We start from the raw sequence: 13315 nt of genomic DNA on the forward strand, positions 1-13315 counted from the left end.
CGACAGCGTCTCGCAGTCTCGCGCCGGAGAGCGCCGCGATCCCGCTACTCCGGGCGGAGGCTTTCCAGCGCCGACTCCAGCGTCGGGTGGACTTCCAGCACCGCGTCCAGGTGCAGCAGGCTGATCGGGCGCAGCAGCGCGCGCTGTTCGGTGACGATGCGGAACGGGACGCCCGACTCCTCGGCTCGCGTACGGGTGTCCAGCAGTACGGCCAGCCCGCTGGAGTCGCAGAACGGCACCTCGGCCAGCTCCGCGATCAGTGCCTCCGGTCCGACGTCGAGTTCGACCGAGAGCCGTTCGCGCAGCTCGCCGGAGACGGCGGCGTCGATTTCGCCGGAGACCTTGACGACCGTCGCGCCGGAGGTGGCGGTCACGGTCACGGCGATCGCCGGGTGCCACCGCCGGCCCGCTCCGGTCGTCGAGGGTGTTTTGAGGTCTTCGGTCACGGTGGCCCTTTCGGAAAGCATGCGGGCCCGACTGCGTCACACGCCGGCACGGGCCTGATCCCCGGCGCGCCAACGGCGGGGGACACGGGATGGTGACGGCTAACCTCTTAACCGCGGTACCCCAGACGTTAACAGCCGCACTCCCGGTGGGCAGCATGAGTGTTCTCCTCCTCTCACGGCGAGCCGGCGCCGACGACCTCCAGCGAGTCGAACTGGACGAACGCCTCCCTCGACCGGGTCATCCCCGGCTCGTCCGGGGCCCGGGGGAGAAGCCCTCGCGAGTGAGGGCCGGTACCCCGATCCGGCTCGGAATCGGTTGTGGTGCAGCGGTTTCCAGTGTCACCGCACGGCGCTCGTCGGCCGATTCGCGGAGCCCCGCCCGGGTGGCCAAGGCCGTCCGTCGCAGAACCGGGACGGCTGTGGCAACGACACCGCTGGCGGAAACGTTGGACGCGACCTTCCCGTGGGCGGCCACTGGTCCCGCCGAACCGTGGAGCGCGGCGGTTCGACCGCTCCGTCCACCGCGGGTTCGGCGAGGGGAAATCTCCACCCGGTCTCCACCTTCGAGTGGTTGCTGGGTCACCGAGACCTAAGTTACGTTGACCTATGTGTGGATCGAAATCCTGCTGCTCGCCAAGCTCGCCCGGCAGCCGCTGCACGGGTACGAACTGCGCAAGCAGGTCGAAGAATCGACCGGGCGGGCGCTGTCCAACAACTCGCTCTACCCGGCGCTGCGCCGCTTCGCCGAGGCCGGGGCGGTCACCCACGCCGCCGAGCCCCAGGCGGGCAAGCCGCCGCGGCACATCTACACGATCACCGACATCGGCCGGGAGCTGCTGCACGACCTGCTCGCCGACCTGCCGGCCGAGCTGGCCGGCGATTCCGCGGAGTTCCTGGCCCGGCTGGCCAGCTTCCGCTTCCTGGCCCCGGCGGAGCGCACCGCGGTGCTCGACGCCCGCGCCGCCGCGCTGACCGCGCAGGCCGAGCGGATGGCCAAGCTGGCCGCGGCGCAGCCGGACCCGTGGAGCCGGCTGGTGCTCGACGAGGTCGGCCGCCGGCTGGCCGCCGAACAGGACTGGCTCGCCACGGTGCGTGTGCGGGCGGGAGAACCCTTATCCGAGGAGGAACTTCGATGACGACCACGGAGCGCGCGCCCCAACTGCCGTTCGAGCGGCCGAACGTGCTGGACATCGCGCCGCTGTACCGGGTGCTGCGCCGCGAGGGCCCGCTGGTGCGCGTGACCACGCCGGCCGGCGACCCGGCCTGGCTGGTGACCGCCTTCGAGCAGGCGCGGGAGATCTTCGGCGATCCGCGCTTCGGCCGCTCGCACCCGGCTCCGGAGCAGGCGTCGATGATCTCCGGCGCCGCCGTGATGTCCGGTCCGCAGGGTGATTACGACACCGAGAAAGCGGCCCATTCCCGGCTGCGCAAGACGCTGGTGCCCGCCTTCTCCGCGAACCGCATGCGCCGCCTCGGCGACCGGATCCAGGAGCTGGCCGACCGCTGCCTCGACGACCTCGCGGCGGCGCACGAGGCGGCGGCGGGCGAGCCGGTGAACCTGCACGAGCACCTGTCGTTCCCGTTGCCGGTGCTGGTGATCTGCGAGCTGCTCGGCGTGCCGTACGAGGACCGCGCCCGGTTCCGCGACCTGTCCGACCGCATCGGCGTGCTCGACAGCGACGGTGACGCCCAGGTGGCGATGGAAGAGTTCGCGGACTACATGGGCGGGCTGGCCGCGGCGAAGCGGATCGAGCCGGGCCAGGACGTCGTCTCCGACATGGTGGCCGCGCAGGCCGAGGACCCGGCGTTCACCGATGGCGACCTCGCCCGCCTGGCCGCGGGCCTGCTCTTCGCCGGGCACGAGACCACCTCCAACCGCATCGACCTCGGGGTGCTGCTCCTGCTCACCGACCCGGACCGGCGCGACGCGCTGGTGGCCGACCCCGAGGGCCGGGTGCACAACACCGTCGAGGAGATCCTGCGGATGTCCGCGCCGGGTGGGCTGGGCCTGCTCCGCTACGCCCACGCCGACGTCGAGGTCGGCGGGGTGACCATCCGGACCGGTGACGCGGTGATCATCTCCACCGCCTCGGCCAACCGGGACGAATCGGTGTTCGAGAACCCCGACGAGTTCGACGCCGACCGCAAGCCGAACTCCCACATCGCCTTCGGTTACGGCGGGTTCTTCTGCATCGGCGCCAGCCTGGCCCGCACCGAGCTGCGGATCGTGTTCGGCAGCCTGTTCCGGCGCTTCCCCGGACTGCGCCTGGCCGTGCCGGCCGAGGAGCTGGACGTGCGCTCGAACCGGCTGACCGGCGGCCTGACCAGCGTGCCCGTCGTCTGGTGAAGACCGGCCACAGTGGACGGTCTAAATCGTCCACTGTGGCCGGTCGTCCGTCTTCGGCGGCCGTGCGGTCCCCGGGAGCGACGCGTTTCGAGGGGAATCAGGCGATACCACCGTTGGCGTAGAGCACCTGGCCGTTGACCCAGCGCGCGGGCCCGGCCAGGAAGGCGACGGTCTCGGCGATGTCCTCGGGGCGGCCGAGACGCTCCAGCGGGGCCAGTTTCGCCAGGTGGTCGACGGTCTCCTCGTCCTTGCCGTCGAGGAAGAGCGGGGTGGCGGTCGGGCCGGGGGCCACGGCGTTGACGGTGACGTCACGGCCTCGCAGCTCGCGGGCCAGGATCAGGGTGATGGCGTCGACGGCGCCCTTGGTCGCGGCGTACGCGGTGTAGCCGACCTGGCCGATCTTGACCACCGAGGTGGAGAAGTTGACCAGTGCGCCCCCGGGGCGCAGGCGGCGCGCGGCTTGCTGGTCGACCACGAAGGTGCCGCGGATGTTGGTGCGGTGCATCCGGTCGAGGTCGTCGAGGTCCAGTTCGGCCAGTGGGGAAAGCAGCATGATGCCCGCGGTGTGCACGACCACGTCGACCCCGCCGTAACGCTGCTCCGCGGTGTCGAACAGGGCCGCGACCTGCGTCTCGTCGGCGACGTCGGCCCGCGCGGCGCTCGCCGTGCCCCCTTCGGCGGTGATCGCCGCGACGACCTCCTCGGCGCGGGCCGGGTGACCGGCGTAGTGGACGAGCACGCTCATCCCATCGGCGGCCAGCCGCTGCGCTGCCGCCCGCCCGATCCCGCCGGAACCGCCGGTGACGATAGCAACGCGGGTGTTGCCGGTGCTGCTCATGTCGGTCTCCCTTCGAACGCCGTAGCGACGTTTCGGTATCTCGATAGCAAAGCTACGCATTCGGTCGGAGCGACACCAGTGGTGGCGTCATGAGGTACGTAACATTGCTACGGTTCGGTGGTATCTGCGCTAACCTGCATCGCATGGACGTGCGACTGCAGATGCTGGAAGCGGCCGAGCGGCTGCTCGACGCCTCGCCGGACCGCGACATCTCCACGCGGGCGGTCTGCGAAGCGGTCGGGGTCGGAGCGCCCATGCTGTACCGGCTGTTCGGCGACAAGAACGGGTTGCTCAGCGCGGTGGTGGACCACGGGTTCGACCGCTACCTGGCGACCAAGCGGGCCGCCGCGCCGTCAGCCGACCCGGTGGCGGACCTGAAGACGGGCTGGGACACCCACGTCGCCTTCGCCGAGGCGCACCCGGCCGTCTACCGGCTGATGTATTCACCGGCCTTCGTCGAAGTGCCGAGCGCTGCGCAGGAGGCTCTGCGGCTGCTGCGCGCGGTACTGGTGCGCTGCGCGGCGGTGGGCTGCCTGCGGGTCGACCCGGACGTCGCGGCCCAGCGGATCATGGCGGCCAACATCGGCGTCGCCCTCAGTCTGGTCAGCCAGCCGGGCACCTACACCGACTCCGGCCTGTCGCCCCGCGTCCGCGACGCGATCCACGACAGCCTGCTGGTCCCCCTGGACCAGGTCGCGCAGCCCGTCGGTACGCCACTGCCCGGGGTCGCGCTGCACCTGGCCGCCCTGCTGCGGACCGAGCGGACCTCCTTGGGCGAGCCGGAGACGCGGCTGTTGCGGAAGTGGCTCGAAGAACTGGCCGGGCCTTCAGGGAAGTGACAATCGTTATCAGGTAAGCTCCACGAAAGTGGTCGTGTCACGCGAAGACAGCCGCCGTCCGGGCGGTTACGCTGCGCGGCTCGACGGAAACTCCGCGTGGCCCCGCCCTCACCCGGGTCGGCGCGCGTCGCGGTGTGAACACTGAGCTGTGGAGGTCTGATCATGAAGAGCGGTATCGCGGGCAGGGCGGTGGGACTGGTGGTGACCGGTCTGGCCGGCGCCGCCGCGTACGACGGCGTCAAGCGCTTCGCCCGGTCGGGTGCAATCCGGTCGGCCACGGTCTCGGTGACCGCCTGGGGTCTCAAGGGCGCCCGCGCCGCCGAAACCGGCGCGGAGAAGGTCCGCCTCGCCACCGCCGACGTGGTCAGCGAGGCCCGCGCCCGCACCGGCGAGCAGTCTCCGGTGCCCGGGACGCCGGCCGGCCACGGCCACGAGCACTGAGATGCCGCCGACAGGTGGCCCCCAAGGGTCCGGCTCCGGCCGGGACGGGACCGCTGGGAACGGCGTCGACCGCGACGGTGGCGCGGAAACCACCGGCGCGGCGGGCCGAACGGCTGCCCCCACGGCACTGTCGCGAGTGGACCCCGCCGGGCGGCCCGGGCCGGGTGGATCAGCAGTGCAGGTGATTGCGGCCGAGCCGGACGGCCGAATCAGCCCGGGCGGGCAAGTGGGGCCGCATGGGCAAGGCAGTCCGGGCCGTCGAGCGGCAGCGCTGTCCGCCGACCTTCGCGTCCGCTCCGATGCCGCCGGGCGGGTCCGGTTCCAGGCGTCCGGACTGCGGGGTTCGGTGGCGCGCGCAGTAGCGGTGGAGGACGCGGTCGACCGCGTCGGCGGAGTGCGGCAGGTGCATGCGTACCCGCGCAGTGGCAGCGTGGTCGTCTGGTACGACGACCGGCGGTGCGACCGGGACGGGCTCGTGGCGGCGATCCGGGCCGCACTGGCCGAGGCGGCCGGCCCCGTGCCCGCCCGGACGCCGAGGTCGGCGGACGTTCGCAACGCCGATCTGGTGCGGCTCGTCGCCGGCGGGTTCGCGCTCGCGGTGCTGGGACTGCGCCGTTACGGCCTTCGCCGCCCACCGATGCTCGGTGCGGCGGGGCGGGCGGCGGCCACCGGGGTCACCATCTTCACCGGGTACCCGTTCCTTCGCGGCGCCCTGCGCTCCCTCGCGGGCGGACGCGGGGCGGGCACCGACGCACTGGTCTCCGCCGCGACGGTGGCGAGCCTGGTGCTGCGGGAGAACGTCGTCGCCCTGACCGTGCTGTGGCTGCTGAACATCGGCGAATACCTCCAGGACCTCACCCTCCGCCGCAGCCGCCGGGCCGTCTCCGAACTGCTGACCGGCACGCAGACCCGCGTGTGGGTACGCCACGCGGGCGCGGTCGAGTCCGAAATGGACATCGCGGACCTGGTGCTGGGCGACGAGGTCGTGCTGCACGAGCACGTCGTGCTGCCGGTTGACGGCGTGGTCGTCGACGGCGACGGCATCGTGGACCAGGCCGCGGTCACCGGCGAGCAGCTGCCGGTCGCCGTCACCGCGGGCGCCGCGCTGCACGCCGGTTCGGTGCTGCTGCGCGGACGGCTCGTGGTGCGGGCGACGGCGGTCGGCGCCGACACCGCGATCGGGCGCATCATCCGCCGCGTCGAGCAGGCGCAGGAGGACCGCGCGCCGATCCAGACGGTCGCCGACACCTTTTCGCGCCGCTTCGTCCCGGCGTCGTTCGCCCTGTCCGCCTTGACCTTGCTGGTCACCCGGGACGTCCGGCGCGCCATGACGATGCTGCTGGTCGCCTGCCCGTGCGCGGTCGGCCTGGCCACGCCGACCGCGATCAGCGCGGCGATCGGCAACGGCGCCCGCCGCGGCATCCTGGTCAAGGGCGGGGCGCACCTCGAAGCGGCCGGCCGCGTCGACGCGATCGTGTTCGACAAGACCGGCACGCTGACCCTCGGCCGCCCGGTGGTCACCAACGTGATCTCCTTCGACGACGACTGGTCGCCCGAGGACGTGCTGGCCCACGCGGCCAGTTCGGAGATCCACTCCCGGCACCCGCTGGCGCAGGCCGTGATCCGCTCCACCGAGGAGCGCCGGATCCGCATCCCGCCGCACGAGCAGTGCGAAGTCCTGCTGGGACAAGGCATGCGCGTCGCCAGCGACGGCCGGGTGCTGCTCATCGGCAGCGCCGGGCTGCTGCGGGCCGAGGGCGTCGAGCTGCCCGAGGCCGCGACCGAGTGGGTGGCGAAGCTCCAGCAGGCGGCCGAGACGCCGTTGCTGCTCGCGGTCGACGGCCGGCTGACCGGGCTGGTCTCCCTGCGCGACACCGTCCGCCCCGAGGCCCGGGAGGTGCTGACCGCGCTGCGGGCCGACGGCGTCCGGCGCGTCGTGCTGCTCACCGGCGACCACCCGGAGACGGCCACCGCCGTCGCCGCGGAGCTGGGCATCACCGAGTTCCGCGCCCAGGTCATGCCGGAGGACAAGCAGGACGTGGTGCGCCGGCTGCAGGCCGAGGGACACGTGGTCGCGGTCGTCGGCGACGGCACCAACGACGCCCCCGCGCTCGCGCTGGCCGACATCGGCATCGCCATGGGCGTCGGCGGCACCGACGTCGCCGTTGAGACCGCCGACGTCGCCCTCGCCGCGGACGACCTCCACGCCTTGCTGGCCCTGCGCGACCTCGGCCGCCGCAGCATCACCCTGATCCGGCAGAACTACGGGCTCTCCATCGCGGTCAACACGGTCGGCCTGCTGGTCTCGGCCGCGGGCGCGCTGTCCCCGGTGGTCGCGGCGGTGCTGCACAACGCCTCTTCGGTCGCGGTGGTCGGCAACAGCTCCCGGCTGATCCGCTACCGCATTCCCCGCGAGCCGGGGGAAGCCGCTGCGGACTGATTCGCTGCGGGCTGGCCTGGTCGGGCCGGCCGGGCCGGGTTGGGCCGGGTTGGGCCAGCAGGGTTGGGCCGGGCTGGGCTGGGCCGGTTCGGGCCAGCCTGGTGCGGATTGGTTCGCCGCGGATCGGTCCAGCCCGGATCAACCTGCTGTGAACCATTTCGCATGGACCAATCTGCGGTGGACTGACCCGGCTGGGACCGGTTCGGCTCGGATCAGCCCATCGCGGACTAGTCCGGTTTGCGCCACTTCGCGGGAGAGTAATCGGGCTCGGATTAGTCCGGTTTGGGTCGGTCTGCGGGGGAGTAATCGGGCTTGGATTAGTCCGGTTCGGGTTAGTCTGCGGGGGAGCAATGGGGGTTGGGCTGGCCCGGATCGGGTTAGTCCGCTGCGGGCTAGTCCGGTTTGAGTCAGCCCGCGGGAAGTAATAGGGCCTGGGCTGGTGCGGCGTGGGTCGCGATGCTGCGGACCGACCCGGTTCGAGCCAATCCGCAAGGGAACAATCCGGCGTGGACTGATCCGGCGTGGGTCGGTCTGCTGCGGATTGGTCCGGTATGGATCAATCCACTACGGACCAACCCGGCCCGGGAACCTATCCGGGAAGTTCAATCCGGCTTGGCGCAGCCCGGTGTGGATTAATTCGCTGGCGGTTAATCCGCGAGGGTTGGTCTGCTGCGGATTGACCTAAGTCCGCCAGTTCGGCTTGGATTGATCCGCTGTGGATCAATCCGGGTCCGCTCAACCCGTCGCAGGCCAATCGTCTACGGACCGACCCGCCATGGATCAATCCATGTTGGCCAACGCGCCACGGGCCCGTCCGGCATGGGCCAATCCGCCGCGGATCAATCCGCCGCGGATCAATCCGAAGTGGGCGAATCCGCTGCGGATCAGCGCGCAGCGGACCAACCCGACACGGACCAACCTACGGCGGACCAATCCGCTGGGGACTAACCCGCGAACCCGTGTGCCGCGGGCCCGGCCGCCGTGGGGCGACCTGGGTTGGGGGTCAGCTCTGCTCGATGCGCACCAGGTTGCCCGCGGGGTCGCGTACTGCGGCGTCGCGGGCGCCCCAGGGTTGGCTGACGGGTTCCTGCACCACGTCGGCGCCGGGGGCGGCGGCTACCTTGTCGAAGGTTTCGTCGAGGTTGTCGCTGCTGAACTGCAAGGGGCGCAGCTCGCCCTTGGCCAGGAGTGCGGCCAGGGCGTCGCCGTCCTCCTGGGAGCGGCCGGCGTGTGGCTGGGACAGCACGATCTGGATCTCGGGCTGGGTGGCGGTCGCGAGGGTGATCCAGCGGAATCCGCCCTGCGACACCTCGTTGCGCACGGTGAGCCCGAGCGTGTCGCGGTAGAAGACGAGCGCGGCGTCGGGGTCGTCGACGAGGACGTGCACGTGGCTGATCGAAACGGTCATGGGCCCGACGCTAGCCGGGCGCGGGCACGGGCGCTTCTCCGGAACTGACCGGCTTCGACCGGCCACGAATCGACGTCCGGCCTGCGTCGGCACCAGGTCGAGCGAGCCGGGGGAGTGGACGCCGAACTCCGGACGGCGCGGGCGGGCGTGGTCATGATCGGCCGGTACCCGTCGGGTGACGTGGGCCAGGGGGGCGCGTCCTGGGCTCCGATTACTGCGTTTGTAGTGGTATCACGGTGATACCACTACGAACAGAGTGAAAACGACCCAGGGGCACGGCATGAGGCACAACCGGCAACGCCGGATCACCCTCGTCGACGCGGCGTTGGCGGTGCTGGCCCGCGACGGGGCCCGTGCGCTGACCTTCCGGGCGGTGGACGCGCAGGCGCGGCTGCCGCCGGGGACCGCGTCGAACTACTTCAAGAACCGGGACGTGCTGCTCACCCAGGCCGGGATGCGGGCCTACGACCGGCTGACCCCGGACTCCCCGACCATGGGATCGCTGCTGGAGACCGCGCCCGACCGCGACGGGGTGGCCCGGCTGGTGCGAGCGGGGCTGGAGCGGCTCACCCGGTCGCACTCGCTCTACCTGGCGCTGCTGGAGCTGCGGCTCGAGGCGGTCCGGCGGCCGGAGCTGCGCTCGGTGCTGACCGCGCGGCTGCGGGAAGACCTGGACGCGAACGCCGTCCTGCGCGAGGACGGGACCCGGCCGGGCGACGCGACCGCGGCCATGCTGCTCCACCTGGCGTTCAACTGGCTGATCGTCGAGCGCCTGACCCTGCCCGAGCTGATCACCGAGGACCAGGCCGACCGGCTGGTCACCGTGCTGGTGGAACGGCTGGTGTCACCGCCAGCCGGGTGAGCAGCTCGGTCAGGGCGAGCCCCAGCGGACGGTCCACCCGCACGTCCGCGTGGATGTCGCCGCGGGTTTCACCGCGGTTGACGATCAGCACGGGCTTGCCCGTCTTCGCGGCGTGACGGACGAAGCGCAGGCCGGACATCACGGTGAGCGACGAGCCGAGGACGAGCAGCGCGGCCGCCTCGTCGACCAGGCGGTAACAGCGTTCGACCCGGGCCCGGGGCACGTTCTCGCCGAAGAAGACCACGTCCGGCTTGAGCACGCCCGCACAGGCCGAGCAGGGGACCAGCCGGAAAGAACGGACGGTGGCCTCGTCGAGCTCGGCGTCGCCGTCCGGGTTGATCCGGGTGGCGGTGCCGCCGAAACCGGGGTTCACCGCGCGCAGCCGGGCGTCGAGCTCCTCGCGGGCGCTGGAGCGGCGGCAGCCCAGGCAGACCACCCGGTCGAGATTGCCGTGCAGCTCGATGACACCGGGGGTGCCGGCCGCGCGGTGCAACCCGTCGACGTTCTGCGTGATCACCCCGGACAGGTGACCGGCGGCGCGCAGGGCGGCGACGGCGCGGTGGCCGTCGTTCGGCGCCGCGCGGGCGATGGTCCGCCAGCCCAGGTGGCTGCGGGCCCAGTAGCGGCGGCGGCCGTCCTCGCCGGCGACGAACTCGCCGTAGGTCATCGGGGTGTGGCGGCGCAGGCTGCCGGATTCGCCGCGGTAGTCCGGGATGCCGGACTCGGTGGAGAGCCCGGCGCCGGACAGCGCCACGACGCGGCCGCCGGCCAGCACCTCGGCCACCTCGGCCACGCTGCCGGTGCGCGGCAGCGGGTCGCCGGTGCCGGCCCAGGTCAACGTCGGTCTAGTGCGCACCCGGCCAGTTTACGTCCGGCCCGGCTCGGACAGCTCGCGCTCGAGGTCCTCCAGGCTGCGGCCCTTGGTCTCGGGCATCAGCTTCTTGACGAACACGAAGGCCAGTGCCGTGGTCACGGCGAAGAACAGGAAGTTCGGCCCGGCGCCGAACCCGGCCAGCAGCGGCGGGAAGACCAGGGCCACGACCAGGTTGAACAACCAGTTGAACACCACGCACACGCCCACCGCGGCCGCGCGGACCCGCAGCGGGAACAGCTCCGGCAGGGCGACCCACTGGACCGGGCCCCAGGACACCGAGAACGACGCGACGTAGACCGCGATACCGGCCAGGGTCAGCCCCAGCAGCAGCGGGCCCTTGGTCAGTCCGACGAGGTTGGCCACGGCCAGCAGGATCATCGCGCCGCACATGCCGAGCGCGCCGACCAGCAGCAGCGGACGGCGCCCGGCGCGGTCGATCAGCCGCATCGCGGGCAGGGTCATCAGCATGTTGACCGCGCCGATGCCGACGTTGGCCAGGATCGCGCCGGAGGAGCCGAAGCCGACGTTGGTCAGCAGCGTGGGGGCGTAGTAGATGATCGTGTTGATCCCGACGAAGTTCTGGAAGAACACCAGCAGCAGGCCGACGACGAACACCTTCCGCAGCCGTCCGCCGGTGAGCATGCGCAGGCGCAGCGGCTCCTCGTTCTCGGCCGCGGCGCGGGCGCCGGCGCGGATGTCGGACAGCTCGGCCTCGGCGGCGGCCTCGCTGCCGCGCAGGCCGGTGAGGACCTTCTTGGCCCCGGGTTCGTCGTGGTGGTTGACCGCCAGCCAGCGCGGGCTCTCCGGCTGCGTGTAGATCCCGGCCATCAGCAGCACCGCGGGCACCACGCCGAGACCGATCATCCAGCGCCACGCGCCCGCGCCGGACAGCGCGTAGTCGGTGATGTAGGCGACCAGGATGCCGATCGTGACCAGCAGCTGCATCAGCGAGGTGAGCTTGCCGCGGACCTCCTTCGGCGCCAGCTCGGACAGGTACATCGGCACCACCACCGAGGCGATGCCGACGCCGATGCCCATCACGAACCGGGACGCCACCAGCAGCGGCGCGCTGCCCGAGAGCGCCGCGCCCAGCGTGCCGACGGTGAACACCGCGCCGGAGCCGAGGATCATCTTGCGCCGCCCCAGCGAGTCGGCCAGCCGCCCGGCCAAGCCCGCGCCCGCCATCGAACCGGCCAGCAGTCCGGAGACCACCAGGCCCTGCACGATCGGGCTCAGCGGGATGTCGCGGCCGATGTAGAGCAGCGCGCCGGAGATCACCCCGGTGTCGTAGCCCCAGAGGATGCCGCCGAGCGCGCCGAAGAACCAGATGCCGAAGTTCGATTTCCGGGGTCCGTTCACCCGCCGATCATCGCCCGGTAACGGTCCATTCGCCGGGTGAGGCCGGATTTCGGGGCCAGGGCGGGGAAATGCGGTGAGTTCGGCGGTGCGGTGATTCGTTCGCGGGATCGCTGGGTACTTCGCCGACATGTGGTTCGCGTTGGGAACTCCGGTGGTCCTGATGATCGGCGCGCTGCTCATGGAGCGCGTCGAGCATTACGCCGAGGTCCCGGCGAGAGCGAAGGTCCTTGCTCCGGAGCCGGTTCCGGAGTACGAGAGCCGCCCGCCGCTGGCGGCGATGGGCACCGTCGCGCTGCCGGGCTGAGCGCGGGCGGGAGAAGACTTCCTGTTTTTCGCACGGCGCCTGGGAACGCCGTGCGGGTGGCGGGAATCAGGTGCGGTGCCGGGCATGGCCGTTCGCGGCCAGGGACGATGTCCGGTGCGGGCACCGGTGGGGACCGGGCCGGGCTGCCTCCGTCGGGGTGAGGTAGCCCGGCCCGTCTGCGTATCCGGACCTGGGCAGTCCTGGGGGTCGCGGGTGATTGCTCTCGGCCGGATGCGTATCGGTGACCAGGTCGGCCTCGGAGGCTGTGCCGGGGCCTGACCGGCTCCGGTTCAGGCGGACCGGCCGATCACCTCTTCGGCGAGCCAGTGGGCGACGCCCTCCGGGTAGGGCGAGGACAGGCCGAGGATGACGTGGGAAAATCCGGCGCCGGTGGCCTCGCGGATCGCCGTGCGGGTGGTTTCCGGCTGGTCGTAGGACACGGGCAGGAAGATCGAGCGGGTGATCCCGCCCGGGTCGCGGCCGATCTCCGCGCAGTAGCGGTCGAGCAGGGCGCTGCGGCGGACCGCGTCCGCCAGGTCGCCGCCGGGGATGTTCCACCGGTCGGCGTGCTCGGCGACCACGCGCAGGGTGGCGGTGGCGCGCCCGCCGATGACGATCGGCGGATGCGGGCGCTGGACCGGTTTCGGATTGGCGAAAGCCCCGGTGAGCCGGTGGTGGGTGCCGGCGAAGTCGAACGGCTCCGTCTCGGTCCACAGCCGCCGGATCACCGTGCAGGCCTCGGCCAGGCTCGCCACGGCGTGCGCGGCGTCGTGGTAGGGGAGGCCGTGCGCGTCGTATTCGCGCCGGGCCATCGGCGCGCTGGGCCGGGAGCCGGCGCCGAGGCCGAATTCGAGCCGCCCGCCGGAGACGACGTCCACCGTGGTGGCGATCTTGGCCAGGACGGCGGGCGGGCGGAAGCGGTTGCTGGTGACCATCAGGCCGAGCCGCAGCCGCTCGGTCGAGGCGGCCAGGGCGGAAAGCAGGGTCCAGCCCTCGAAGATCGGGCCGTCCGGGTCGCCGCCGATCGGCATCAGGTGGTCGAACAGCCAGGCGTGCTCGATCTCGGGGATCCGGTCGGCCTCGCGCCAGACGCGCAGCACGTCGGGGTAACCGACCTGCTGCGGGGCGGTCATCAGTCCGAAACTGGTGGTGGACAT

Annotated in this window: 13 protein-coding genes; 7 read left to right on the forward strand and 6 right to left on the reverse strand. The window is 72.0% G+C overall.

Features of this window, described 5'->3' with window-relative positions; translation table 11 throughout:
* Positions 1-44 precede the first annotated feature (44 nt).
* Entirely contained in the window at positions 45-467 is a 423-nt protein-coding gene (locus tag NYF13_RS16575; RefSeq protein ID WP_315657872.1) for an STAS domain-containing protein, read from the reverse strand.
* A gap of 587 nt (positions 468-1054) precedes the next feature.
* Between NYF13_RS16575 and NYF13_RS16580 the strand changes: the two genes are divergently transcribed.
* Positions 1055-1582 carry a PadR family transcriptional regulator gene (locus tag NYF13_RS16580; protein WP_315657874.1) on the forward strand — a complete coding sequence of 176 codons (528 nt, stop codon included), beginning with the start codon at positions 1055-1057 and terminating at the stop codon, positions 1580-1582.
* Positions 1579-2793 carry a cytochrome P450 gene (locus NYF13_RS16585; protein WP_315657875.1) on the forward strand — a complete coding sequence of 405 codons (1215 nt, stop codon included), beginning with the start codon at positions 1579-1581 and terminating at the stop codon, positions 2791-2793. The genes NYF13_RS16580 and NYF13_RS16585 overlap by 4 nt, the downstream gene beginning before the upstream one ends.
* Positions 2794-2890: 97 nt before the next feature.
* Here NYF13_RS16585 and NYF13_RS16590 read toward each other — a convergent pair whose 3' ends face one another.
* Positions 2891-3631 (reverse strand): SDR family oxidoreductase, encoded by a 741-nt coding sequence (locus NYF13_RS16590; RefSeq protein WP_315657876.1) that lies wholly within the window; start codon positions 3629-3631, stop codon positions 2891-2893.
* Between the two features lie 143 nt (positions 3632-3774).
* On the opposite strand from NYF13_RS16590, the gene NYF13_RS16595 reads away from it, so the two are divergent.
* The 3 genes from NYF13_RS16595 to NYF13_RS16605 all read left to right on the forward strand — a co-directional run bounded on the left by NYF13_RS16595 (position 3775) and on the right by NYF13_RS16605 (position 7351).
* On the forward strand, positions 3775-4470 hold the full coding sequence (locus NYF13_RS16595) for a TetR/AcrR family transcriptional regulator (protein WP_315657877.1): 696 nt from the start codon (positions 3775-3777) through the stop codon (positions 4468-4470).
* A gap of 162 nt (positions 4471-4632) precedes the next feature.
* Positions 4633-4911 (forward strand): DUF1490 family protein, encoded by a 279-nt coding sequence (locus NYF13_RS16600; RefSeq protein ID WP_315657878.1) that lies wholly within the window; start codon positions 4633-4635, stop codon positions 4909-4911.
* A gap of 226 nt (positions 4912-5137) precedes the next feature.
* Positions 5138-7351, forward strand: a complete 2214-nt coding sequence (locus tag NYF13_RS16605; protein ID WP_315660336.1) for a cation-translocating P-type ATPase — start codon at positions 5138-5140, stop codon at positions 7349-7351.
* Positions 7352-8354: 1003 nt separating this feature from the next.
* Here NYF13_RS16605 and NYF13_RS16610 read toward each other — a convergent pair.
* Positions 8355-8759 carry a VOC family protein gene (locus tag NYF13_RS16610; RefSeq protein WP_315657879.1) on the reverse strand — a complete coding sequence of 135 codons (405 nt, stop codon included), beginning with the start codon at positions 8757-8759 and terminating at the stop codon, positions 8355-8357.
* Positions 8760-9039: 280 nt separating this feature from the next.
* Here NYF13_RS16610 and NYF13_RS16615 point away from each other — a divergent pair, with 280 nt between their 5' ends.
* Positions 9040-9621: a TetR family transcriptional regulator gene (locus NYF13_RS16615; RefSeq protein ID WP_315657881.1), complete on the forward strand. Its 582-nt coding sequence runs from the start codon at positions 9040-9042 to the stop codon at positions 9619-9621.
* On the opposite strand, the gene NYF13_RS16620 is transcribed toward NYF13_RS16615, so the two are convergent.
* A complete protein-coding gene (locus NYF13_RS16620; RefSeq protein WP_315657882.1) occupies positions 9578-10477 on the reverse strand; it encodes an NAD-dependent protein deacetylase in 900 nt (299 codons plus the stop codon). The genes NYF13_RS16615 and NYF13_RS16620 overlap by 44 nt on opposite strands.
* Positions 10478-10486: 9 nt before the next feature.
* Positions 10487-11854 carry a sugar porter family MFS transporter gene (locus NYF13_RS16625; RefSeq protein ID WP_315657883.1) on the reverse strand — a complete coding sequence of 456 codons (1368 nt, stop codon included), beginning with the start codon at positions 11852-11854 and terminating at the stop codon, positions 10487-10489.
* A 127-nt stretch (positions 11855-11981) separates the two neighbouring features.
* Here NYF13_RS16625 and NYF13_RS16630 point away from each other — a divergent pair, with 127 nt between their 5' ends.
* Positions 11982-12158 carry a hypothetical protein gene (locus tag NYF13_RS16630; protein ID WP_315657884.1) on the forward strand — a complete coding sequence of 59 codons (177 nt, stop codon included), beginning with the start codon at positions 11982-11984 and terminating at the stop codon, positions 12156-12158.
* A 290-nt stretch (positions 12159-12448) separates the two neighbouring features.
* Here the strand turns inward: NYF13_RS16630 and NYF13_RS16635 are convergent, their stop codons facing one another.
* A complete protein-coding gene (locus tag NYF13_RS16635) occupies positions 12449-13315 on the reverse strand; it encodes an LLM class flavin-dependent oxidoreductase (RefSeq protein ID WP_315657886.1) in 867 nt (288 codons plus the stop codon).

This window comes from Amycolatopsis sp. PS_44_ISF1 (assembly GCF_032335455.1).
Classification (GTDB): Bacteria; Actinomycetota; Actinomycetes; order Mycobacteriales; family Pseudonocardiaceae; genus Amycolatopsis.

What these genes read in the sequence shown, in the direction of transcription:
- NYF13_RS16595 (WP_315657877.1), top strand. Translation starts at nt 3,775, where the DNA reads ATGGACGTGCGACTGCAGATGCTGGAAGCGGCCGAGCGGCTGCTCGAC.
- NYF13_RS16610 (WP_315657879.1), bottom strand. Translation starts at nt 8,759, where the DNA reads ATGACCGTTTCGATCAGCCACGTGCACGTCCTCGTCGACGACCCCGAC.
- NYF13_RS16600 (WP_315657878.1), top strand. Translation starts at nt 4,633, where the DNA reads ATGAAGAGCGGTATCGCGGGCAGGGCGGTGGGACTGGTGGTGACCGGT.
- NYF13_RS16635 (WP_315657886.1), bottom strand. Translation starts at nt 13,315, where the DNA reads ATGTCCACCACCAGTTTCGGACTGATGACCGCCCCGCAGCAGGTCGGT.
- NYF13_RS16585 (WP_315657875.1), top strand. Translation starts at nt 1,579, where the DNA reads ATGACGACCACGGAGCGCGCGCCCCAACTGCCGTTCGAGCGGCCGAAC.
- NYF13_RS16590 (WP_315657876.1), bottom strand. Translation starts at nt 3,631, where the DNA reads ATGAGCAGCACCGGCAACACCCGCGTTGCTATCGTCACCGGCGGTTCC.
- NYF13_RS16615 (WP_315657881.1), top strand. Translation starts at nt 9,040, where the DNA reads ATGAGGCACAACCGGCAACGCCGGATCACCCTCGTCGACGCGGCGTTG.
- NYF13_RS16630 (WP_315657884.1), top strand. Translation starts at nt 11,982, where the DNA reads ATGTGGTTCGCGTTGGGAACTCCGGTGGTCCTGATGATCGGCGCGCTG.
- NYF13_RS16575 (WP_315657872.1), bottom strand. Translation starts at nt 467, where the DNA reads ATGCTTTCCGAAAGGGCCACCGTGACCGAAGACCTCAAAACACCCTCG.